We start from the raw sequence: 22,734 nt of genomic DNA on the forward strand, positions 1-22,734 counted from the left end.
GCCTTGTTCGCGCGGTTCTTCGCGCGCAGAACCGGGACAGTCCGAGCCACGAGGGGGGAGGCTCGGACTGTCCGTTGTACGTAGCCGGGACGGTCCGCAGGTACGCGGCGGGGAGGTCCGGGCCGGGCTGCGGCGGAGGGCCCTCGCCAGGCTGCAGGGGATGTCTCCCGCCAGGTCGCAGGGGGTATTCCCCGCACCAGGTCGCGAGGGAGCTCCGGGTCAGGCCCTCGTCTCGTCCAGCGCCCGCAGTACGTCCGCCACCAGGTCGTCGGCGTCCTCCGCGCCCGCGGAGAAGCGGATGAAGCCCTCCGGAACGGCGTCACCGCCCCAGCGGCCGCGCCGCTCGGCGGTGGACCGTACGCCGCCGAAGCTCGTCGCGTCGTCCACGAGCCGCAGCGCGTCGAGAAAACGCTCGGCACGCGCGCGTGAGGGCAGCTCGAACGACACCACGCACCCGAAGCGCCGCATCTGCCGCGCCGCGAGCTTGTACGAGGGGTCGTCGGGCAGGCCGGGATAGCGCAGGCCGGTCACGTCGGCGCGGTCGCGCAGAGCCTCGGCCAGGGCCAGGGCGGTCGCGTTCTGCCGGTCGACCCGCAACTGGAGCGTCGCGAGCGAGCGGTGCGCCAGCCAGGCCTCCATGGGCCCCGGGATGGCCCCGACGATCTTGCGCCAGCGTCGGACGGCGGCCGTCAACTCGGCGTCGCGGCAGGCCACGTACCCGAGCAGGAGGTCGCCGTGCCCGGTGAGCTGCTTGGTACCGCTGGCCACGGAGAAGTCGGCGCCGAGGTCGAGGGGGCGCTGGCCGAGCGGGGTGGCGAGGGTGTTGTCGACGGCGACGAGGGCGCCGCGCGCGTGGGCGGCGTCGGCGAGGCGGCGCACGTCGCACACGTCGAGGCCGGGATTGGAGGGCGTCTCGATCCACAGGAGCCGGGCGCCGTCGAGCACGTCGAGCTGCGCGTCGCCGCCGGTGGGCGCGGTGCGGACCTCGATGCCGTACGCCGTGAGCTGCTCGCGCACCAGGGGCAGCGCCTGATAGCCGTCGTCCGGCAGGACCACGGCGTCGCCCGCGCGGAGCTGCGAGAAGAGCACCGCGGAGATCGCGGCCATGCCGGACGCGAAGACGAGGGTCTCCACGGAGTCGTCCGCGGGGGATTCGAGTTCCCCGATGGCGCGCTCCAGGTGGGTCCAGGTCGGGTTCTCGTCGCGGCCGTAGGTGTAGGGGCCGGTCGGCTCGCCGGGGAGGTGGAAGTGCGCGGCGAACACGGGGCCCGGGAGGGTCGGCTCGTACTTCGCCGGTTCGGGGAGACCGGCCCGCACCGCGCGGGTGCCGTCGCCGGTCGGGGGCGCGCCGGTGTGTTCGCCAGTCGGGGATGCGCCGGTGCTTTCGTCCGTCACGGGCGTACCGGTGCCTTGGTCGGCGTGCGCGGGGGCGGGCGTGTGCCCCGGTATCCGCTCCGCGTCCGTCATGCCGCTCGTCCTTCCACCGTGTCCCGTACCGCGTCGAGCAGGCCGTCGCTCGCCGCCTCCACCATTGTCAGGCACTCCGCGAAGCCGTCGGCGTCGCCGTAGTACGGGTCGGGGACGTCCAGGTCGCCGTCGGCCTCGGGGTCGTAGGAGCGCAGCAGGCGCACCTTGTCCGCGTCCTCCGGCGTGGGCGCCAGGCGGCGCAGGGTGCGCTGGTGGCCGCGGTCCAGGGCGATCACCAGGTCGCGCCGGGCGAACCAGTCCGCCCGGAACTGGCGGGCCACGTGGTCGGTCCCGTAGCCCGCGGCCTTCAGTACGGCGTCGGTGCGGGGGTCGGCGGGGTCGCCCTCGTGCCAGCCGTCGGTGCCCGCGCTGTCCACCACGACGAGTCCGTCCAAGCCCGCGTCATGGACGAGCGCGCGGAAGACCGACGCGGCCATGGGCGAGCGGCAGATGTTGCCGGTGCATACGAAGCACACGGCGTACGGCGCGTGGACGGAGCCGGAGGACGGCGCGGGCGCGGAGGCGTGGGGCATGGGTGGGGTCAGTCCTTGTGGTCGGGGAGGGCGACGTTCATCGCCCAGGACACGATCGAAATGATCAGGCCACCCAGTACGGCGGTCCAGAAGCCCTCGACGTGGAAGCTGACGTCGAGTTTGTCGGCCAGCCACGACGTGAGCAGCAGCATCAGGGCGTTGACCACCAGGGTGATCAGGCCGAGGGTCAGGATGAACAGGGGGAAGGTCAGGACCTGCACCACGGGCTTGACCACGAAGTTCACCAGGCCGAACAGCAGGGCGACGACGAGCAGCGTGAGGGCCTTCTTGCCGGTGTTGTCGCCGGTGAGCGTGATCTTGTCGAGCAGCCACACGGCCACGGCCAGGGCCGCCGCGTTGGCGATCGTCTTGACTACGAAATTCTTCATGTGTCTGATCGTGGCAGACGTGAGGAAGCAGCGGTCGGTTCACGACCTGGGGCAAGGGGCGCAGAAGAGCGATGAAGGCATTCCGACTGGACGAGCTGGAAGCGGAGCGGGCCGCGAACGACGGCGCGTATCTGCAGTTTCTGCGGGAGCGGAACATGTCGGTCGGGCTCTACGCGCTGGACGCGGGCGACAACGACCCGCAGCAGCCGCACCGGCAGGATGAGGTGTACATGGTCGTCAGCGGCCGTGCCTCGATCACGGTCGGGATGGAGACGACGGAGGTCGCGCGCGGCAGTGTGGTGTACGTGCCGGCCGGGGTGCCGCACAAGTTCCACCACATCAGCGAGGACCTGCGGGTTCTTGTGGTGTTCTCGCCGCCGGAGCGGTGAGGCGCGGGGCTGGTGCGCGCCGACCGGTTGTTTCCGGCGGTACGAGGGGCCCGGGGCTCCCCGGCCTCGGCGCCCCGGACCTCAGAGCGTCGACCTCAGGGCTCGGACCTCAGGGTTCCCTAGGGGGTGAGTCAGGGGAGGACAAGGGATCGCGCGGCCCCGAACTGGCTTTTTCCGACCTAGCATCGAATGCGTGAAGTGGGAAATCTGCTCAGGAGCGGAGTTTCCCGGCGGTCGCGGAGATCCCGTGCCACCGCGACTGCTGTCGCAGCGCGGACGAAGCGCGGGCGGTAACGGAATCTGCGGAGAAAGGTAAGGACGAGGGCAATGCGAGAGATCTTCGCGGGTATGCCGTGGTGGGTGAAGTGGATCGCGGTGCCGGTCATCGCTCTGGTGGTCTTCGGCGGACTGATAGCGAGCGTCGTCGGCTTCGTCTTCACGCTGCTCTTCAAGCTGCTGCTGTTCGTGGCACTGGTCGGTGGGCTCGTCTACGTCGTACGGAAGTTCATATCCAGCTCGTCCTCATCCCGAAGCGACTGGTGAAGTCCCGTAGCGCCTGGTGAAAGGGAAAGCAAGGGTTCCCTCCCCAGGGGGAAGTTTCCCGTCACGGCGCCCGTCACCGGTGGCCAAGGGTTAGAGTCCGAAAACCGACACGGGGGCGATCCCCGTAGGCGGGCCCACTGCCCCCACTCGTCTGCCTCCGGGCACGGGTGGTCCCCCCTGTGCTTCGGGAGTGACCCATGGCCTCGGTTGACGACGCACCCCCGGACGTTCGGCCCACCCACCCCGAAGGCGAAGCCATTTCGGGCGCCGGACCATCAACTCCCGCGAGCAGAGGGCTCCTTACGGGCAGCATCCCCGGGGCAGCCTCCGACACCGCCCCGGCGGGCGTCGGCCCCACGCTCATCGGCTCCGTGCAGCGGGCCATGCGCCTCCTGGAGGCGGCCGCCTCGCACCCCGGCGGAGCTCCCGCGAAGCAGCTGGCCCGTGAGGCGGGCCTGGCCCTGCCGACGGCCTACCACCTGTTGCGGACCCTGAACCACGAGGGCTATCTGCGCCGGGAGAAGGGTGTGTTCGTCCTCGGCGACGCGGCGGAGCGGCTGAGCGCGGGAGCGGTGGAGCAGAACCGCCGAGCCATGATCGGCGAAACCCTGGAGCACTGGCGTGACGCCATCGGCGTGCCCGTGTACTTCGCCATCTACCGCGACGGCGAGATCGAGGTCGTGTCCGTCGCCGACACCTCGGGCAATCCGGCCGTCGAGGAGTGGGCCGACTTCCGCGAGACCGGTCACGCCCACGCGATCGGACAGTGTCTGCTCGCCCAACTCGACGACGCGGCACGGCGGGACCACCTGGACCGGCACCCGGTGCGCTCCCTCACGCCGAACACGGTGCGTGACGACCGGACGTTCCTGAGACGGCTGGAAGCGGTGGGGCGGATGACCCCGGTGATGGAGTATCAGGAGTACGCGCTCGGGACGGTCTGCGCCGCGATCCCGGTCACGGTGGGCACCACCGCGGCCACGATGGCGATCTCCGTTCCGTCGTCGCAGGCGAGCCGTTTGTTGCCGGCGACGCGGCTGTTGCAGGCGGAGCTCGGAAAGCTACTAAGGACACTCGCCTTCTCTATCAGCATCTGAAAACTCACTCCTTGTGATCTGATGTGCACGTTAAGCAAGATGCCATGAGTGTCAGGGAGTTGGTTCCTGCCACAAAGGGCTTAGTGACGGGGTAGGCGGCGATGCGCGAGTCGGTCCAGGCAGAGGTCATGATGAGCTTCCTCGTGTCGGAGGAGCTGTCGTTCCGCATCCCGGTGGAGCTGCGGTACGAGACGCGAGATCCCTATGCCGTGCGGCTGACCTTCCACCTCCCCGGCGATGTCCCGGTGACCTGGGCCTTCGGGCGGGAGCTCCTGGCCGAAGGCGTGGGCAGGGCGTGCGGGGACGGCGATGTGCGGATCGCGCCGATCGACCCCGAGCAGTCGGACGAGGTGCTGATCCGGCTTCAAGTGGGCCACGATCAGGCTCTGTTCAGGGTGGGCATCCCGCCGCTGCTCGCCTTCCTCGACCGGACGGACAAGCTGGTGCCGCTGGGGCAGGAGCGGACGCTCATCGACTTCGAGACGCACCTCGACGAGGCCCTGGACCGGATCCTCGCGGAGGAGCAGAGCGCGGGCTGAGGAGCCGGTCGGTTTCCCAAGGGGCCCTGGGTGGCGGCGGATCAGGGCATTTCATGGCATCGCTGCGGCGTGGCCTGGGAGGTTGCTCGGCGATGAGCGTCAGGGCCTCGCGGGCACGGCGGTGCTCCGGGGCAGGTCTTGCGGCTCGGTGCCGCCCCGGCGTCAGGTCTTGCGGCGGCGGCCCTTTCCGGCGAGGGAGGGGCGTCGGGGCGTGGCGCCGGAGGGCGGGGGCGAGGGGGCCTCGATCGGGGCGGGGCCGGAGCGGTCGGCGGAGACGACCAGGGCCGCGAGCGCGGTGGTGACGGGGACGGAGGCGACAAGGCCGATGGAACCGATGAGCGTGCGGACGATCTCCTCGGCGACGAGCTCGCTGTTGGCGACGGTGCCGACGCTGCTCTGGGCGATGGAGAAGAGCAGCAGGAGGGGGAGGGCGGCGCCCGCGTAGGCGAGGACGAGGGTGTTGACGACCGAGGCGATGTGGTCGCGGCCGATGCGGATGCCCGCGCGGTACAGACCGCGCCAGCCCATCGACGGGTTGGCCTGGTGCAGTTCCCAGACGGCGGAGGTCTGGGTGACGGTGACGTCGTCGAGGACACCGAGCGAGCCGATGATGACGCCCGCGAGCAGCAGACCGCTCATGTCGATGTCGGGATAGAGGCCGTGGATCAGGCCGGTGTTGTCGTCCGTGTTGCCGGTCAGGGAGGCCCAGCCGATGAACAGGGAGCCGAGCAGCCCGATGAGGAGGAGGGAGATGAGGGTGCCGAGGACCGCGACCGAGGTGCGCGCCGTCAGGCCGTGGCACATGTAGAGCGCGCACAGCATGATCGCGCTCGCGCCGATCACGGCGACGACCAGGGGGTTCGAGCCCTGCAGGATCGCGGGGAGGATGAAGAAGGTCAGGACCAGGAAGCTCACCGCGAGGGCGACCAGGGCCATGACGCCGCGCAGCCGTCCCACCACCACGACGACCAGGGCGAAGATGCCGGCGAGCAGGGCCATGGGGAGCTTGCGGTTCACGTCGGTGACCGAGTACTGCAGGTCCTTGGGGGCCTTGGGCTCGTAGGCGACCACCACGTCCTGGCCCGCGCGCAGTTGCCGGGGCGAGTCCGGCTGGACGACCTCGGTGAAGGTGCGGCCCTTGTCGGGGCCGCTGGTGACCTTGATCGTGGCCCGGCCGCAGGTGCCGTCCGCGCGGGACTGCGCGGACTGGCCCTCGGCGGTGGAGGTGTCGCCGTTGGGCGGGGTCTGCGAGGCGTTGAGGTCCTTGCAGGGGAGCTTCTCCAGCTTCGTCACGGTGGCCGACTGGGTCTGCCGGTCGAAGCCGACGCCGGTGCGCTCGTGGGCCGGGGCGCCGCCCGGCCACAGGACCACGAGGCCGACGAGGACCGCGGTGGCGAAGGGGATCAGGACGGCGGCGATGACCTTGCGCAGATGCTGGGACACGGGGGCGGCGGGGCCATGGCTGTGGGAATGGCCGTGCGGCTCCGGGGCGGGGGGTCCGGCGGGCGGCTGTGTGGTGGTCACGGCCCGATCATCGCAAGAACGGCGGGGGCCCTCTGTTCACCGCGCCCGACAGGACGCTAGCGTGGAGGCACCTTTGCAATCGCGGGAGCTCGGAGCACCGGGCTGAGAGGGCGCTGACCTCCGTACGAACGGCCACGAACCGGTTCGTACCGTACGGAAGCCGCTGCGTCGACCGCCGAACCTGTTACCGGGTAATGCCGGCGTAGGGAGTAGGTCTCATGACCATCAAGGACGCACGCACGCCTGCCTCCAGCAGCGACGCAAGCGCCAACGGACGTGCCGACGGGAGCGCCGACGGCGCGAGCGCGGGTGCCGGCGGCGCGGCGGCCGGGAAGTCCATCGGCTGGCACAAGGGGTATGTGACGGGCCCGGAGGGCTCGCGCTCCGACCTGCGGGTGCCGGTCCGCCAGGTGCACCTCACCAACGGCAAGGCGGTGACGCTGTACGACACGTCGGGTCCGTACACCGACCCGAACATCGACACCGACGTCCGCAGGGGCCTGGCGCCGCTCCGGGAGAACTGGATCATTGCCCGCGGCGACACCGAGGAGTACGCGGGCCGCCCGGTCCGCCCCGAGGACGACGGCATCAAGCACACCTCGCCGCGCGGCGGCCTGCGCAACCTCGACGCGGTCTTCCCGGGCCGCCCGCGCCAGCCGCGCCGGGGCCGGGCGGGGCAGGCGGTGACGCAGCTCGCGTACGCGCGGCGCGGGGAGATCACGCCGGAGATGGAGTACGTGGCCATCCGGGAGAACATGGCGCCGGAGGTCGTACGGGACGAGATCGCGGCGGGCCGGGCGGTGCTGCCCGCGAACGTGAACCACCCGGAGATCGAGCCGATGATCATCGGCAAGAAGTTCCTGGTGAAGGTCAACGCCAACATCGGCAACTCCGCGGTCACCTCGTCCATCGAGGAGGAGGTGGACAAGATGACGTGGGCGACCCAGTGGGGCGCCGACACGGTCATGGACCTGTCCACCGGCCGCAACATCCACACGACCCGCGAGTGGGTGCTGCGCAACTCCCCCGTGCCGATCGGCACCGTGCCGCTCTACCAGGCCCTGGAGAAGGTCGACGGCCGGGCCGAGGAGCTGAGCTGGGAGATCTACAAGGACACGGTCATCGAGCAGGCCGAGCAGGGCGTGGACTACATGACGGTGCACGCGGGTGTGCGCCTTCCGTTCGTCCCGCTCACCGCCAACCGCAAGACGGGCATCGTCTCGCGCGGCGGCTCGATCATGGCGGCGTGGTGCCTCGCGCACCACAAGGAGAGCTTCCTGTACGAGCACTTCGAGGAGCTGTGCGAGATCCTCGCGGCGTACGACGTGACGTACTCGCTCGGCGACGGCCTCAGGCCCGGGTCGATCGCGGACGCCAACGACGAGGCGCAGTTCGCGGAGCTGCGGACGCTCGGGGAACTCAACACGATCGCCAAGCGTCACAACGTACAGACGATGATCGAGGGCCCCGGTCACGTCCCGATGCACAAGATCAAGGAGAACATCGACCTCCAGCAGGAGATCTGCGAGGAGGCGCCGTTCTACACGCTCGGCCCGCTGACCACGGACATCGCCCCCGCCTACGACCACATCACCTCCGGCATCGGCGCCGCGATGATCGGCTGGTGGGGCACGGCGATGCTCTGCTACGTCACGCCCAAGGAGCACCTGGGTCTGCCCAACCGCGACGACGTGAAGACCGGCGTCATCACGTACAAGATCGCGGCGCATGCGGCGGACCTCGCCAAGGGGCACCCCGGCGCGCAGGACTGGGACGACGCCCTCTCGGACGCCCGCTTCGAGTTCCGCTGGGAGGACCAGTTCAACCTGGCCCTCGACCCGGTCACGGCCCGGGAGTTCCACGACGAGACGCTGCCCGCCGAGCCCGCCAAGACGGCCCACTTCTGCTCGATGTGCGGGCCGAAGTTCTGCAGCATGAAGATCTCGCAGGACATCCGGCGCGAGCACGGCACCACGAAGACGGAGATCGAGGAGGGCATGGAGCAGAAGTCGAAGGAGTTCGCGGCGGCCGGTAACCGGGTGTATCTGCCGCTGGCCGACTGACGCGCCGAGAGCGCCGTCCTTCGAGGCCTCGCTCTCTGAGGACGGCGCTTGGTGCCGATGCCGGTCCGACGTGCGCCTTCGTGCACGTAGCGGTCCACTTGCTGCACTGCTTGCAGTTGTTCCGTGTGCTCGCGGATGTGCTCGGACGCACTGCTGAGCGGCGCCGCCCACCCGATACTGGTCGTATGACTGCCAGTTCGTTGAGCAAGGGTGCCAATCTTCCCGTCGGGGCTCCGGCGGTGCGCGCGGAGCTTGCGTGGGGGGAGGGGGTGGGCGGGCCTACCGCCGATGCCTCAGCGTTGCTGTTGAATGCGGCCGGGCGGGTGCGGGACGACGGGGACTTCGTGTTCTACAACCAGCCGCGGCATGCGTCCGGCGCTGTGCGGCATGGGGGGAAGCAGAGTGTCGCCGGGGTCACCACGGACACGGTCGAGGTGGATCTGCGGTCCCTGGAGAGCGGCGTCGAGCGGGTGCTGCTGTGTGCCTCTGCCGACGGGGGGACGTTCGGGCAGCTCACCGGGCTTACCTTGCGGCTGCTCGACTCGGCCGCGGGGAGCGAGTTGGCGCGCTTTGAGATGACGGCTACGTCGGAGACGGCGTTCATAGGTGGGGAGTTGTATCTGCGGAACGGGCAGTGGAAGTTCCGGGCGGTGGGGCAGGGGTACGACTCCGGGCTTGCCGGGCTGGCCACCGATTTCGGCATCACGGTGGATGATGAGGAGCCGGTCGCGCCCGTTGCTCCGGCGGCACCTGCCGTGCCCGTCGCTCCCGTGGCCTCCGTCACGCCAGTCGCTCCCGTGGCGCCCGCCGCTCCTGCGGCCCCCGTCGCCCCCGCCGCGCCCATCCCGCCGAGCGCGCCCCCGGCGCAATCCCCCACCGCGGCCCCGACCCCCCGCCTCAGCAAGGGCGAGGAGCACCTCCCCGTCGACATGCGCAAGCGCCTCTCGCTGCGCAAGGAGCAGGTCGCCGTCAGCCTGCGCAAGCACGGTGCCGAAGGGGTCACGGCGCGCGTCATCCTGGTACTCGACGCATCCGGATCCATGTCGCTCCTGTACTCCAAGGGCATCGTCACCGATGTGGTGGAGCGGATGGCCGCCGTGGCCGCGCAGTTGGACGACGACGGGGAGATGCAGGCCTGGACGTTCGCCTCGCATCCGGCGCGGCTGCCCGATCTGCGGCTCGGGGAGCTGCCGGACTGGCTGAAGTTCCATGTCCGCGTGGGGGAGGTCGGCATCTTCCGCCGGGGCAAGCGGAAGAAGGGCCTGCGGGACGATCAGGTCGACATGCGGGACGTGGGCATCCAGAACGAGGAGCAGCGGGTGATCGCCCAAGTCCGGGCGTACGTACGGGAGAGCCCGGCCGCCGCGCCCACGCTGGTGCTGTTCTTCTCCGACGGTGGCGTCTACCGCAACAACGAGATCGAGCGGGAACTCCGCGACGCCGTCGAGGAGCCGATCTTCTGGCAGTTCGTGGGGCTCGGCCGGTCCAACTACGGGGTGCTCGAGCGCTTCGACACGCTGCCGGGCCGCCGCGTGGACAACGTCGGATTCTTCGCGGTGGACGACATCAGCACGGTGCCGGATCCGGAGCTGTACGACCGGTTGCTGTCCGAGTTCCCGGACTGGATGAAGGCGGCGAAGCAGGCGGGGATCCTCTGAGGGGCCGCAACTCTTGAGGGCACAGGTCCCACGAGAACCCTTGAGGGCACTGGCCCCGCGACGGGGACCGGCACAGGTCCCACGAGAGGGACACCGGCACAGGTCGCCCCGGTGCGGGCCGCGTGCGCGGCGAGGGCGGGCCTTCGCGCCGCCGTCCGCCGACAGCGGCGCACCGAAACCCCACGCCGGGGGCTTCCGGCCCGTGTTCGACCGGCCGGCCGCCGTTGCCGGCCGTCCTCTCCGGCGCCGGTCCCTGACTGACCGGCGTCCGGTTCATGTCGCCCGGCGGCCGGCCTGATCCAGTCGCCGAGCGGCCTCGCGGAGGGTCCGCGGGGCCGGGCTACTCCGGTGGGTGCTCAGGCCCGCCATAGTCCGGACTGGAGTAGTCCGGGCTGCTGTAGCTCGGGCGGGTCCCGGTGGTCGAGCCGCCGTCCGGGCTGCTGAATCCCGGCCTGTGATAGCCGAGTTGGGGCATGCGCCCGGCCGGTCCGGCCGAGGACGCGCGGGCCGCGGACGCCGTCTTGGTGTCCGGGGCGGCGAGCGCCTCGCGCAGGAAGGGCAGGATGCCACGCTCCAGGAGCGCCTGGCACCAGGCTTCCCTGGCCCGGTCCACCTCTTCGTTCCGCTCATGGTGCGAGCCTGCCTGGAGGGAGGTGGAGCCGTTGCGCAGGGCGGTCAGCAGGAGGCCGACCGCGGCGACCAGGATGGCGCCGGCCGTGAGCGCGCCGAACAGCCACCCCGCGGTGAGCAGGGTGCCCGCGAAGGCGGGCTCCGGGTCGAGCATCTTCAGGATGTAGCCGACGAGCAGGAAGATCGCGGCGGCCGTCCCGGCGAGGACGGGCGCGAGTACCGCGATCACGGCGACCAGTCCGGCACCCGCGGTTTCGGTGACCTCGCCCATGGTGGTGGCGAGGCTGATACCGCCGGAGCTGGACTCGGTCGTGCTGGAACCGGATCCGTTCCCTTCACGAATCGAGGTGGAGGATGAGGGTCCGGGGTCGCGCAGTTCCTCACGGACCTTCACGTAGTGGTGATACTCGGCCGCGGCGGCGGCCGTGATCAGTGCGGTGGCGTTGAGAGCCATCGTGCGCAATTGCTCGGGGTTGAGTCGCTGGCCCACCGCGGCCAGCTCCGGGCGGTTCGGTGCGGTGCGCAGCGCCTCATCGAGGACCCGCTCGTACTGGGGGCGGTCCTCATTGAGCAGGTGTGGAGCGCTGTTCATGTGCATCCCCCGATGCTCCGTAGGGCTTAGGGCTCGCATGGCTACGAGCCGTCGGGCAGAAACGGAGGGGAGCCTGCTACGGATAAGGCGATGGTAGAGCGGTGACGGCACGCGGTGACAGGGGTTAACCAGAATTGGCCCTCTGGCCAGCGAGATCCTGTTAACGGGGCACGTGCCGGGTGAACGTTCAGGCGCCCGGGTTCGGACGTGGACGTTCAGGTGTGCCGCGGGAACGTGCAGCCGTGCCGCGTGAACGCTCAGTTCCGCAGCGGAAGTTGGCAGACCAGCAGCTTTCCGGCCATGGTCACGCCGCCGTCCATGGCGATGGCCAGCCCGTCGGCGTAGACGTGCGGGCCCTCGATGACCGGGCGGCCGTCGTCGTCGCCGTCGTACTCGGAGCCGACCTCGCCGAGGAGGTACGGGATGGGGCTGTGGCCGTGGACGATGCGGGTGCCGCCGTACATGTCGAGGAGTTCGCGTACGGCCGCGGGGCCGGAGTCGTCGCGGAAGGCGAAGCGCTTGGTGAACTTGCGGAACAGGTCCCAGCACTCGTCCGCGTCGTTGCGCGTGAGCGCCTCGCGGATGGAGTCGTTGACCGCCTCGATGGAGTCGCCGTAGTCGAGGTAGGCGGTGGTGTCGGAGTGCACGAGCAGGTGCCCGTCCTCCTCCTCGATGGCGTCGAGGCGGGCCATCCACTGCAGGTGGTGGTCCTCCAGGCGCTCCATGTCGGTCTTCTGGCCGCCGTTGAGGAGCCAGGCGGCCTGGAACGTGGCGGTGCCCGCACCGGAGTTGACCGGGGTGTCGCCGAACCTCTTGGCGCCGATGAGCAGCAGCTCGTGGTTGCCCATGAGCGCCTTGCAGTAGCCGCCCGCGGCGGCGGCCTCGGCGGACAGGCGCATCACCAGGTCGATGACGCCGATGCCGTCGGGCCCGCGGTCGGTGAAGTCGCCGAGGAACCAGAGCCGGGTGTTGCCCGCGGACCAGTTGCCGTCCTCGTCGATGATGCCTTCGGCGGCGAGGGCGGCGACGAGCTCGTCCAGGTAGCCGTGCACGTCGCCGACGACGTACAGCGGGCCCATGCCGTCGGCGTCGGGCGCGGGCGGCGGCTCGGGCATCTCGCGCACCTCGACCTGCACGGTGTCGCCGCGGTTGATGATGGGCAGGGAGCGCTCGGTGGGCGTGTAGCCCTCCGGGGTCTCACCGGCGGAGCCGGGGTGCGCGGGCGCGTTCTGCGCCGTGGGGCGCGCGGGGGCGGCGTGCGCCACAGGGTGCGCCGGGCCCGGCTGTTCCATGGGCCGCGGGGCCGACGGCTGCTGCGGCTGTACGGGGGCGGGGGTGGCGGCGCCGGGGCGTTCCACCGGACCGGCCTGGGCGGGGACGTGGGCGGCGAGGCGCGTGGGCGCCTGGGGCGCGTGGTGTACGGGGGCGGGGGCGTGCCCGGTGTGGGGCGCCTGCCCGCCGACGGGGGCTTGTCCGCCAACGGGAGCCCGCCCGGCGGCAGGAGACACCTGCCCGGCGGCCGAAGCCGAAGCCTGCCCCTGAGCGGCGACGTGCCCCTGCCCGGCGACCTGCCCAAGCCCGGCCTCCTGCGCAGCCCCCCGCTGCCCAACGACCTGCTCGGCCGAGGCCTCCGCGGTGTCAGAGGCCTCCGCATCACCCCGGCCGGTCTCACGGACGCCTTCATAGACGTACGCGGGTACGCGGAAGTCGCGCAGCGTCGCCGTCCGCACCTCGGGTCCCTGACCGGCCCCCTGAGTCATCGACCCCTCCACCACCATCGCGCCGCATCTGCACCGGGATCGGACTGCCTGGTCGCAGTGGCCCGCGGTGTCGTCCGCCCATCATAGGAATGCGGCTGTCCCTGTGTGGTGCACCAGGGGTGGTGAATCGGTGCCGAGCCCCAGTTCACCGAGGTTTTCTCCCGAATTGGCCCGAGGTTTCCCCCTCTTTTCCCGCAGGTCGTGGGCCTCGGGCCGATCGTCGGGGCGGTCAGCCCTGGCCGGGTGACCGCGGTGGGCTGACCGTCGTACGCGGCGGACGTCGCTCGGACGAGGTGCGCACGATGAGTTCGGTCGGTATCACCTGCTCGATGGGCCGGCCCGCGTCGAGGCCCTCGATGGCGTCGATGAGGAGCTGGACCACGGCGGTGCCGATCCGCCGGGGCTTCAGGGAGAGTGTGGTGATGGGCGGCTCGGTGGTGGCGTAGACCGTGGACTCGCTGCAGCACACGAGCAACAGGTCGTCCGGTACGCGCAGGCCGTAGCGGCGGGCCGCGGCGAGCAGGTCGGTGCCGTTCGGGTCGAACAGGCCGTACACGGCGTCGGGCCGGTCGGGCCGGGCCAGTAGCCGGTCGGCGGCCACGGCGCCCGCACACGGGTCGTGCGCGGGGTAGGACTCGTACACCGGATCCTGACCCACACGCTCGCACCAGCGCAGATAGGCGGTGGTGGAGAGGTGGGTGTAGGTGTCCGTGGTGGTGCCGGTGAGCAGGCCGATGCGGCGCGCCCCGGCGGCGGCGAGGTGTTCGAGGATCTCCAGAACGGCGGCCTCGTGGTCGTTGTCGACCCAGGCCGTGACCGGCAGCGACCCGGCGGGCCGCCCGTCGGAGACCACCGGAAGCCCCTGTCTCACCAGCTCGCTGACCACTGGATCGTGGTCGGAGGGGTCGACTACGACGGTGCCGTCCAGGGCGACGTTGGACCACACGTCGACCGGGCTGCGGCGCGAGGTCGCGGGGAGGATGACCAGGGCGTAGCCCCGGGCGAGGGCCGCGGAGGTCGCGGCTCTCGCCATCTCCGCGAAGTACGCGAATTCCGTGAAGGTGAAAGGTTCATCCCCGTACGTCGTCACGGTGAGGCCGATGAGGCCCGACTTTCCGGTACGGAGGGTTCGGGCCGCCGCCGATGGGCGATAACCCAGGCGGTCGGCGACTTCGCGGACATGGCGTCGCGTGGCATCGGGCAGCCGCCCCTTGCCGTTGAGCGCGTCGGAGACAGTCGTGATCGAGACACCGGCTGCGGCGGCGACGTCTCTGATGCCTGCTCGGCTCTGCCGGTTGCCCCGGCGGGCGGTCTCCGCTCGGCTCACCTGGTGCTTCCCTGCTGCTGTCATGGCGAGCCGATAGTAGGGCTCATGGGGGTGGGTAGTGCGGACGCATATGCACCCGTTGACAGGCACGTTTCTGCATGGCGGAAAATGCCCAATGACCTTCGAAACAAAGGGAGTTGGGCGTTCAGGGAGGTATCGCTCCCTTGTCCTCGCGTGGAGGCCTGCCAAATGGCCGAGGTCTCGAAGAGGTCTCAACTCACCTTCACGGGTGATGCGCGCCACGGAGTGAGCCACCGGCGCGTGCCTGCGCGGGGAGCGCTCCCCCTGTTCCATGCGCTGCCGCCCCCCGGCGTCGGCTTCCGGTGTACGTCCCCGGCGGGTGGTGCGTACGGTGGCAGTGGGCCGAGTGTGGCCGCGGCTCGAAGCTGCCGCTGGCCGGTTCCGGAGGCATCCTGCCCGGCCGGGAGCCGTCACCCCATTCGCAGGGGCGCCGAATCCTCATAGGGTATGAATCATTGAAGGCTGGATGATCACGAGGAGGACAGCGGTGAGCGAGACGAGCCCCAGGCTGCGAGCCGAGCTGGAGGGTGTCCCCGCCTACAAGCCGGGCAGGAACGCCGAGAGCGGCGACGGCGGCGGCCCCGTCGTGTACAAGCTGTCCTCCAACGAGAACCCCTACCCGCCGCTCCCCGGTGTCATGGAGCGTGCGGTCGCGGCGGCCGGTTCCTTCAACCGGTACCCGGACTACGGCTGCGACCGCCTCCTGAATGAGATCGCGGACCGCTTCGGGGTGCCCGTCTCGCACGTCGCCACCGGCGTCGGCTCGGTCGGCCTCTCGCAGCAGCTGGTCATGGCGACGGTGACGCCCGGCGACGAAGTGCTGTACGCCTGGCGGTCGTTCGAGGGGTACCCGGTCGTCACCACGGTCGGCGGCGGCAAGTCGGTGATGGTGCCGCTGGCGCCGGGGGAGGTGCACGACCTCGACGCGATGGCCGACGCGATCACCGACCGCACCCGCCTGATCTTCGTCTGCAACCCGAACAACCCGACCGGCACCGTGGTCAAGAAGGCCGACCTGGTGCGGTTCCTGGACCGGGTGCCGAAGGACATCCTGGTCGTGATCGACGAGGCGTACGTGGAGTTCGTCCGCGACCCCGAGACGCCCAACGGCCTCGAGCTGTACCGGGACCGGCCGAACGTCTGCGTCCTGCGCACCTTCTCCAAGGCGTACGGCCTCGCCGGTCTTCGGGTCGGCTTCGCGATCGCCCACGAGCCGGTGGCCGCGGCGCTGCGCAAGACCGCGGTGCCCTTCGGCGTGAACCAGCTCGCGCAGGACGCCGCCGTGGAGTCGCTGCGGTCGGAGGACGAGCTGCTCGGCCGGGTCGGCGCCCTGCTGGGTGAGCGGACGCGGGTGCAGGACGCGCTGCGCGGGCAGGGCTGGACGGTGCCGGAGACCCAGGCGAACTTCGTGTGGCTGCGGCTCGGCGACCGGACCGCGGACTTCGCGGCCGCCTGTGAGACGGCCGGTGTGATCGTGCGGCCGTACCCGGGCGAGGGTGTCCGCGTCACGATCGGTGAGACCGAGGGCAACGACATCTTCCTGAAGACGGCGGAGGCGTTCCGCAAGGAGCTCTAGTCCTCTCCCGGCCCGCCGGCGCCCCTGGCGGTGCGGCCGGCCGGGTCGGGGAGAAGAGCGCAAGGACTCGCGAGGCGGCACCTGCTGCCTCGCGAGTCCTTTTGTGTGGACATCGCGCCACCGGCCCGTTCCCGTGGCCCGTTCCCGCCGGTAAGGGGGACCCCCCTGACGAACGTCGACCGTACGTGCGACATAATGCTTGTGAATGTGAACGCGTTCACAAGCGTGTCCCAGTTGCTCCAGGGATGTCTATGACATAAGGGGCAAACTGCCGCTTAGACCACGGCACGTAAGGAGAAGTCGACGTGGACATGGCTCTGGCGCCGGAAACACTGGCGCGATGGCAGTTCGGCATCACCACCGTCTACCACTTCCTCTTCGTCCCCCTGACGATCTCCCTGGCCGCCCTCACGGCGATCCTTGAGACGGCCTGGGTGCGAACGGGCAAGGAGCACTACCTCAGAGCGACCAAGTTCTGGGGCAAGCTGTTCCTGATCAACATCGCGATGGGTGTCGTCACCGGCATCGTGCAGGAGTTCCAGTTCGGCATGAACTGGTCCGACTACTCGCGCTTCGTCGGCGATGTCTTCGGCGCCCCGCTGGCCTTCGAAGCCCTGATCGCCTTCTTCTTCGAGTCGACCTTCATCGGCCTGTGGATCTTCGGCTGGGACAAGCTCCCGAAGAAGCTGCACTGCGCGACGATCTGGATGGTGTCGATCGGCACCATCCTGTCGGCGTACTTCATCATCGCCGCGAACGCCTTTATGCAGCACCCGGTCGGCTACAAGATCACTGAGCGGGACGGCACCAAGCGCGCCGAGCTCACCGACTTCGCGAAGGTGCTGTTCCAGGAGACGACGCTGGTCAACTTCTTCCACGTCATCGCGGCGTCGATCCTCGTCGGCGGCGCCTTCATGACCGGCATCGCCATCTTCCACCTGCGCAAGAAGCAGCACATCCGCACCATGCGGATGTCGCTGCGGCTCGGCCTGGTCACCGCGTTCGCCGGCACCCTGCTCACCGTGATCAGCGCGGACACGCTCGGCAAGGTCATGTACGAGCAGCAGCCGATGAAGATGTCGGCCGCCGAGGCCCTGTGGGAGTCCGAGAAGCCGGCACCGTTCTCGCTCTTCGCGTACGGCGATGTCGCCAAGGGCCACAACGAGGTCGCCATAGAGATCCCCGGGGTGCTGTCCTTCCTCGCGAAGAACAACTTCAGCGCGGAGATCCCCGGCATCAACGACCTCAACAAGGAAGCCAAGGAGAAGTTCGGCCCCGGCGACTACCGGCCCAACATCCCCACCGCTTACTGGTCCTACCGCTGGATGATCGGCTTCGGCGGCGTCTCGATGGCGCTGTGCACCGCCGGACTCTGGCTCACCCGGCGGAAGTTCTGGCTCGCCCCCGAGCACCACACCGGCGCGGACGACGTACCGAAGCTGATGCTCACCAAGAACAAGGAGCTGGCGCCGAAGCTCGGCATCTGGTGGTGGCGGCTCTCGCAGTGGACGCTGATCTTCCCGCTCATCGGCACCGCCTGGGGCTGGATCTTCACCGAGACGGGCCGCCAGCCCTGGGTCGTCTACGGCGTCCTGAAGACCGAGGACGCGGTCTCCCCCGGTGTCTCACAGGGTGAGGTGCTCACCTCGCTGATCGTCTTCACGCTGATCTACGCGATCCTCGCCGTCATCGAGGTCAGGCTGCTGCTCAAGTACGTCAGGAAGGGCCCGCCCGAGCTCACCGAGGCCGACCTGAACCCGCCCACCAAGATCGGCGGCCCGCCCGGCGGGGCGAGCGCGGACACCGACGCCGACGCCGATGCCGACCGGCCCATGGCCTTCTCGTACTAAGGAGCTGGGCGCACATGGAACTGCACGACGTCTGGTTCGTCCTGATCGCCGTCCTGTGGATCGGCTACTTCTTCCTGGAGGGCTTCGACTTCGGGGTCGGTGTCCTCACCAAGCTGCTCGCCCGGGACCGGACCGAGAAGCGGGTCCTGATCAACACCATCGGTCCCGTCTGGGACGGCAACGAGGTGTGGCTGCTCTCGGCGGGCGGCGCGACCTTCGCCGCCTTCCCCGAGTGGTACGCGACGCTGTTCTCCGGCTTCTATCTGCCGCTGCTGCTCATCCTGATCTGCCTGATCGTGCGCGGAGTCGCCTTCGAGTACCGGGCGAAGCGGCCCGAGGAGCGCTGGCAGACCAACTGGGAGCACGCGATCTTCTGGACCTCGCTGCTCCCGGCACTGCTGTGGGGCGTGGCCTTCGGCAACATCGTGCGCGGCGTGAAGATCGACGCGCAGAAGGAGTACGTGGGCAACTTCTGGGACCTGCTCAACCCGTACTCGATCCTGGGCGGCCTGGTCACCCTCACGCTGTTCACCTTCCACGGCACGGTGTTCACGGCCCTGAAGACCGTGGGCGACATCCGGATGCGGGCGCGGAAGCTGGCGCTCACCCTGGGGCTGCTCACGGCGGTGCTCGCGCTCGGGTTCCTCGGCTGGACCCAGGCCGACAACGGTGACGGCAAGAGCCTGGCCGCGATGATCGTGGCGGTGGTGGCGCTGGTCGCGGCCATTGTGGCGATCAAACTCGGGCGCGAGGGATGGTCATTCGCCCTCTCGGGCCTGACGATCGTCGCCGCCGTCGCGATGCTCTTCCTGACGCTCTTCCCGAACGTCATGCCGTCGTCGCTGAACGACGACTGGAGCCTCACGGTCACCAACGCCTCGTCGACGCCCTACACCCTGAAGATCATGACGTGGTGCGCGGGCATCGCGACCCCGGTCGTGCTGCTCTACCAGTCGTGGACCTACTGGGTGTTCCGCAAGCGGATCGGTACGCAACACATCGCGCCGGACCTTCCGGCCGACGCCGCGCACTGAGCCTGTCCGTGCACGGGGCCTGTCCGTGCACGGGGCCTCTCCGGGTACGGAGCCAACTCTCCGTACACCCACGCTCCTTGGGAGGGTGTGTTTCACGTGAAACCGATCGACCCGCGTCTGCTCCGGTACGCCCGCTCCACCCGTGTCTTCCTGGCCGCGGTGGTGGTCCTCGGCCTGGCCGGGGCAGGGCTGGTCGTCGCCCAGGCCATGCTGATCGCCGAGATCGTGGTGGGTGGCTTCCAGCACGGGTACGGCGTCGGCGACTTGGGGACACCACTGGCCCTGCTCGCGGCGGTGGCCGTGGGCCGGGCGGTGGTGGCGTGGCTGACCGAACTCGCCGCGCACCGGGCGAGCGCGGCGGTCAAGTCCGAGCTGCGGGGGCGGCTGTTGGAGCGGGCGGGGGAGCTGGGGCCGGGGTGGCTGAGCGGGCAGCGGACGGGGTCCCTCATCACTCTGGCCACGCGGGGCGTGGACGCGCTCGACGACTACTTCTCGCGCTATCTGCCGCAGTTGGGGCTCGCCGTGGTGGTGCCGGCGGCCGTGCTGCTGCGGGTGGTCACCGAGGACTGGGTGTCGGCGGCGATCATCGTGGGCACGTTGCCGCTCATCCCGGTCTTCATGATGCTGATCGGCTGGGCCACGCAGGCCCGGATGGACCGGCAGTGGCAGCTTCTCTCCCGGCTGTCCGGGCACTTCCTCGACGTGGTCGCGGGGCTGCCGACGCTGAAGGTGTTCGGTCGGGCCAAGGCGCAGGCCGAGTCGATCCGGAAGATCACCGGGGAGTACCGGCGGGCGACGATGCGGACGCTGCGCATCGCGTTCCTGTCGTCGTTCGCGCTGGAGCTGCTCGCCACGATCTCGGTGGCACTGGTCGCCGTCACCATCGGCATGCGGCTCGTCCACGGGGACATGGCGCTGTACGACGGCCTGGTGATCCTCATCCTCGCGCCCGAGGCGTATCTGCCGTTGCGGCAGGTGGGGGCGCGGTATCACGCGGCGGTGGAAGGGGTGGCCGCGGCGGAGGAGATCTTCGCGGTCCTTGAGACGCCGGTTCCGGCCGGGGGCACGGGAGCGGTGCCCGGAGGCGGCGGCGCGGTGGGCGTGGCGGTGGACGGGGTGAGCGTCCGGTACCCCGGGCGGGCTGTCGACGCTGTCCGCGAGGTGTCGTTCGCGGTCGCGCCCGGGGAGACGGTGGCCCTGGTGGGGCCCAGTGGGTCGGGCAAGTCGACGCTTCTGAACGTGCTGTTGGGCTTTGTGCGGCCTGCGGCGGGGCGGGTCCTTGTCGGGGGTGCCGATCTGGCCGATGTCTCGCTTGCGGGGTGGCGGGAGCGGGTGGCTTGGGTGCCGCAGCGGCCGCACCTGTTCGCCGGGTCGATTGCGGACAATGTGCGGTTGGCTCGCCCCGGGGCGGATGACGGGGACGTGGTGGCCGCCCTGCGCGCCGCTGGGGCCTGGGAGTTCGTGGCCGGGCTGCCCCTCGGGGTCGAGACCGTCCTGGGCGAGGACGGGGGTGGGCTCTCCGCCGGGCAGCGGCAGCGGGTCGCTCTGGCGCGGGCGTTTCTGGCGGATCGGCCTGTGGTGCTGCTGGACGAGCCGACGGCTGCGCTGGACGGGGAGACCGAGGCGGGGATCGTCGAGGCGGTGGGGAGGCTGGCCGTTGGGCGGACTGTGGTGATGGTGGTCCATCGGCCCGCGTTGCTGGAGGTTGCTGACCGGGTTGTCCGGGTGGACGTCGCACCGGAGGTCGCCGTCGGCCGTGGGCCCGGCGGGACCGGCACCGGCGGCAGCGAGAACAGCCGTACCGGCAGCGGCGGGCGGACGGGTTCGGCTGTCGTGAACGATGACCTGCTCGGCCGGGCTGGGGCTCTTGGTGAACGGGTGGGCGGGCCGGAGGGTTCCCGGCCGGAGGGCGGGGACCTGGCTCGGATCAGGGGGGCGGCGCGGCAATGCAAGGGCAGGCTGGCGCTTGCTCTGCTGCTGGGCAGCCTCGCGCTGGGTAGTGCTGTGGGGCTCATGGCCACCTCGGGGTGGCTGATCTCGCGGGCTTCCGAGGAGCCCCCGGTGATGTACCTGATGATCGCCGTCACGGCGACCCGGGCCTTCGGGATCGGACGGGCCTGCTTCCGGTACGCCGAGCGTCTCGTGTCGCATGACGCGGTGCTGCGGATGCTGGCCGACACCCGGGTCGCGGTGTTCCGGCGCCTGGAACGGCTCGCCCCCGCGGGCCTGCGCACGACGCGGCGCGGCGACCTGCTGTCCCGCCTCGTCGCCGACGTGGACGCCCTCCAGGACTACTGGCTGCGCTGGCTGCTGCCCGCGGGCGCCGCGGCCGTCGTGAGCCTCGGAGCCGTCGGCTTCACCGCGTGGCTGCTCCCGGAGGCCGGTGCCGTCCTCGCTGTGGGCCTGCTCGCCGCCGGGGTCGGCGTGCCCCTGGTGACCGGCGCCGTCGCCCGCCGCGCGGAGCGCAAGCTGGCCCCCGCGCGCGGGGTGCTCGCCACGAGGGTCGCCGACCTGCTCACGGGGACGGCGGAGCTGACGGTCGCGGGCGCCCTGCGACGACGTACCGATCGGGCGAAGGAAGCCGACGCCGAGCTGACCCGGATCGCGTCGCGGACGGCGACCGCCACCGCGCTCGGCGACGGACTCACCGCCCTGGCCACCGGCCTCACCGCCGCGGCCACCGCACTCGTCGGCGTCCAGGGCCTGCACGACGGGCGGCTCAGCGGCGTCGCGCTCGCTGTGGTCGTCCTCACCCCGCTCGCCGCGTTCGAGGCGGTGCTGGGGCTGCCGCTCGCCGTGCAGTACCGCCAGCGCGTCCGCAAGAGCGCCGAGCGGGTCCACGAGGTCCTGGACGCCCCGGAACCCGTACAGGACCCCGCCGTGCCCGCAGAGCCCCCGCGGACGCCCTTCCCGCTGCGGCTCGACGCGCTGCGGGCCCGCCACGACGGCCAGGAGCGCGACGCCCTCGCGGACGTGTCCCTCACCCTGGAGCGCGGCCGCCGCGTCGCCGTCGTCGGCCCGTCCGGGTCCGGCAAGACCACGCTCGCCCAGGTGCTGCTGCGCTTCCTGGGCACGTCCGAGGGGACGTACACGCTCGGCGGCACGGACGCGACGGCACTCGACGGCGACACCGTGCGCCGCTTCGTGGGCCTGTGCGCGCAGGACGCCCACGTCTTCGACAGCTCCGTGCGCGAGAACCTGCTGCTCGCCCGCAAGGACGCGAGCGACGACGAGCTGTACGCGGCGCTCGGGCGGGCCCGGCTCGACGGCTGGGTGGCCGCCCTGCCCGACGGGCTCGACACGCTCGTCGGGGAACACGGAGCACGCCTCTCCGGAGGCCAGCGGCAGCGCCTCGCGCTCGCCCGCGCCCTGCTCGCCGACTTCCCCGTCCTCGTCCTCGACGAGCCCGCCGAACACCTCGACCTGCCGACCGCCGACGCCCTCACCGCCGACCTGCTCGCGGCCACCGAAGGCCGTACGACGCTGCTCATCACGCACCGGCTCGCCGGTCTTGACGCGGTGGACGAGGTGCTGGTCCTGGACGAGGGCCGGGTGGCGCAGCGCGGGGCGTACGCGGAGCTGGTGGCCGTGGACGGGCCGCTGCGGCGGATGCGGGAGCGGGAGTCGGCGGGGGACGCGCTGGCCGGGGGCGGGGTCGTCGGAGCTGGGGTCGGGGGCTGAGAGTGGTGGCCGCCGTCCGGCGGGGCCAGGGGCCGGTGCAGGCTCGACTTTCCCCGCCAAA

Annotated in this window: 17 protein-coding genes; 10 read left to right on the forward strand and 7 right to left on the reverse strand. The window is 70.7% G+C overall.

Annotated features, from left to right (window positions below):
* Positions 1–219: 219 nt before the first annotated feature.
* The 3 genes from IE274_RS27455 to IE274_RS27465 are packed head-to-tail and all read right to left on the reverse strand — an operon-like array spanning position 220 to position 2,389.
* On the reverse strand, positions 220–1,467 hold the full coding sequence (locus tag IE274_RS27455) for a cystathionine gamma-lyase (RefSeq protein WP_233102537.1): 1,248 nt from the start codon (positions 1,465–1,467) through the stop codon (positions 220–222).
* The gene (locus IE274_RS27460) at positions 1,464–2,000 is read right to left on the reverse strand and encodes a low molecular weight protein-tyrosine-phosphatase (RefSeq protein ID WP_190118574.1); all 537 of its coding nucleotides are present in this window, start codon (positions 1,998–2,000) and stop codon (positions 1,464–1,466) included. Before IE274_RS27460 ends, IE274_RS27455 begins: the two co-directional genes overlap by 4 nt.
* 8 nt (positions 2,001–2,008) lie before the next feature.
* Complete coding sequence (locus tag IE274_RS27465; protein ID WP_190118575.1) at positions 2,009–2,389, reverse strand: phage holin family protein; 381 nt, start codon at positions 2,387–2,389, stop codon at positions 2,009–2,011.
* A 71-nt stretch (positions 2,390–2,460) separates the two neighbouring features.
* Between IE274_RS27465 and IE274_RS27470 the strand changes: the two genes are divergently transcribed.
* The 4 genes from IE274_RS27470 to IE274_RS27485 all read left to right on the forward strand — a co-directional run bounded on the left by IE274_RS27470 (position 2,461) and on the right by IE274_RS27485 (position 4,957).
* On the forward strand, positions 2,461–2,778 hold the full coding sequence (locus tag IE274_RS27470) for a cupin domain-containing protein (protein WP_190118576.1): 318 nt from the start codon (positions 2,461–2,463) through the stop codon (positions 2,776–2,778).
* Positions 2,779–3,105: 327 nt separating this feature from the next.
* Complete coding sequence (locus IE274_RS27475) at positions 3,106–3,321, forward strand: DUF5326 family protein (protein ID WP_030357806.1); 216 nt, start codon at positions 3,106–3,108, stop codon at positions 3,319–3,321.
* Positions 3,322–3,704: 383 nt separating this feature from the next.
* Positions 3,705–4,418 carry an IclR family transcriptional regulator gene (locus IE274_RS27480; RefSeq protein WP_190118671.1) on the forward strand — a complete coding sequence of 238 codons (714 nt, stop codon included), beginning with the start codon at positions 3,705–3,707 and terminating at the stop codon, positions 4,416–4,418.
* A 101-nt stretch (positions 4,419–4,519) separates the two neighbouring features.
* A complete protein-coding gene (locus IE274_RS27485) occupies positions 4,520–4,957 on the forward strand; it encodes an SsgA family sporulation/cell division regulator (protein ID WP_190118577.1) in 438 nt (145 codons plus the stop codon).
* Between the two features lie 162 nt (positions 4,958–5,119).
* Here IE274_RS27485 and IE274_RS27490 read toward each other — a convergent pair whose 3' ends face one another.
* A complete protein-coding gene (locus IE274_RS27490; protein ID WP_190118578.1) occupies positions 5,120–6,481 on the reverse strand; it encodes a YibE/F family protein in 1,362 nt (453 codons plus the stop codon).
* A gap of 218 nt (positions 6,482–6,699) precedes the next feature.
* On the opposite strand from IE274_RS27490, the gene thiC reads away from it, so the two are divergent.
* Both thiC and IE274_RS27500 read left to right on the forward strand, forming a co-directional pair.
* On the forward strand, positions 6,700–8,544 hold the full coding sequence (thiC, locus tag IE274_RS27495; RefSeq protein ID WP_190118579.1) for a phosphomethylpyrimidine synthase ThiC: 1,845 nt from the start codon (positions 6,700–6,702) through the stop codon (positions 8,542–8,544).
* Positions 8,545–8,729: 185 nt separating this feature from the next.
* Positions 8,730–10,202, forward strand: a complete 1,473-nt coding sequence (locus IE274_RS27500; protein ID WP_190118580.1) for a VWA domain-containing protein — start codon at positions 8,730–8,732, stop codon at positions 10,200–10,202.
* A gap of 340 nt (positions 10,203–10,542) precedes the next feature.
* On the opposite strand, the gene IE274_RS27505 is transcribed toward IE274_RS27500, so the two are convergent.
* From IE274_RS27505 to IE274_RS27515, 3 genes are all read right to left on the reverse strand, one after another.
* Complete coding sequence (locus tag IE274_RS27505) at positions 10,543–11,430, reverse strand: hypothetical protein (protein WP_190118581.1); 888 nt, start codon at positions 11,428–11,430, stop codon at positions 10,543–10,545.
* A gap of 251 nt (positions 11,431–11,681) precedes the next feature.
* On the reverse strand, positions 11,682–12,716 hold the full coding sequence (locus IE274_RS27510; RefSeq protein WP_229909852.1) for a metallophosphoesterase: 1,035 nt from the start codon (positions 12,714–12,716) through the stop codon (positions 11,682–11,684).
* A gap of 697 nt (positions 12,717–13,413) precedes the next feature.
* Positions 13,414–14,535 (reverse strand): LacI family DNA-binding transcriptional regulator, encoded by a 1,122-nt coding sequence (locus IE274_RS27515; RefSeq protein WP_030357814.1) that lies wholly within the window; start codon positions 14,533–14,535, stop codon positions 13,414–13,416.
* Between the two features lie 484 nt (positions 14,536–15,019).
* On the opposite strand from IE274_RS27515, the gene hisC reads away from it, so the two are divergent.
* The 4 genes from hisC to cydD all read left to right on the forward strand — a co-directional run bounded on the left by hisC (position 15,020) and on the right by cydD (position 22,673).
* Positions 15,020–16,108, forward strand: coding sequence for a histidinol-phosphate transaminase (hisC, locus tag IE274_RS27520; protein ID WP_190118583.1), 1,089 nt, complete (start codon positions 15,020–15,022; stop codon positions 16,106–16,108).
* 305 nt (positions 16,109–16,413) lie between these two features.
* Entirely contained in the window at positions 16,414–17,958 is a 1,545-nt protein-coding gene (locus IE274_RS27525) for a cytochrome ubiquinol oxidase subunit I (RefSeq protein WP_190118584.1), read from the forward strand.
* A 14-nt stretch (positions 17,959–17,972) separates the two neighbouring features.
* The gene (gene cydB / locus IE274_RS27530; RefSeq protein ID WP_190118585.1) at positions 17,973–18,992 is read left to right on the forward strand and encodes a cytochrome d ubiquinol oxidase subunit II; all 1,020 of its coding nucleotides are present in this window, start codon (positions 17,973–17,975) and stop codon (positions 18,990–18,992) included.
* 96 nt (positions 18,993–19,088) lie between these two features.
* On the forward strand, positions 19,089–22,673 hold the full coding sequence (gene cydD / locus IE274_RS27535; protein ID WP_190118586.1) for a thiol reductant ABC exporter subunit CydD: 3,585 nt from the start codon (positions 19,089–19,091) through the stop codon (positions 22,671–22,673).
* Positions 22,674–22,734: the final 61 nt, after the last annotated feature.

Source organism: Streptomyces flavofungini (genome assembly GCF_014650815.1).
Lineage (GTDB): Bacteria > Actinomycetota > Actinomycetes > Streptomycetales > Streptomycetaceae > Streptomyces > Streptomyces flavofungini.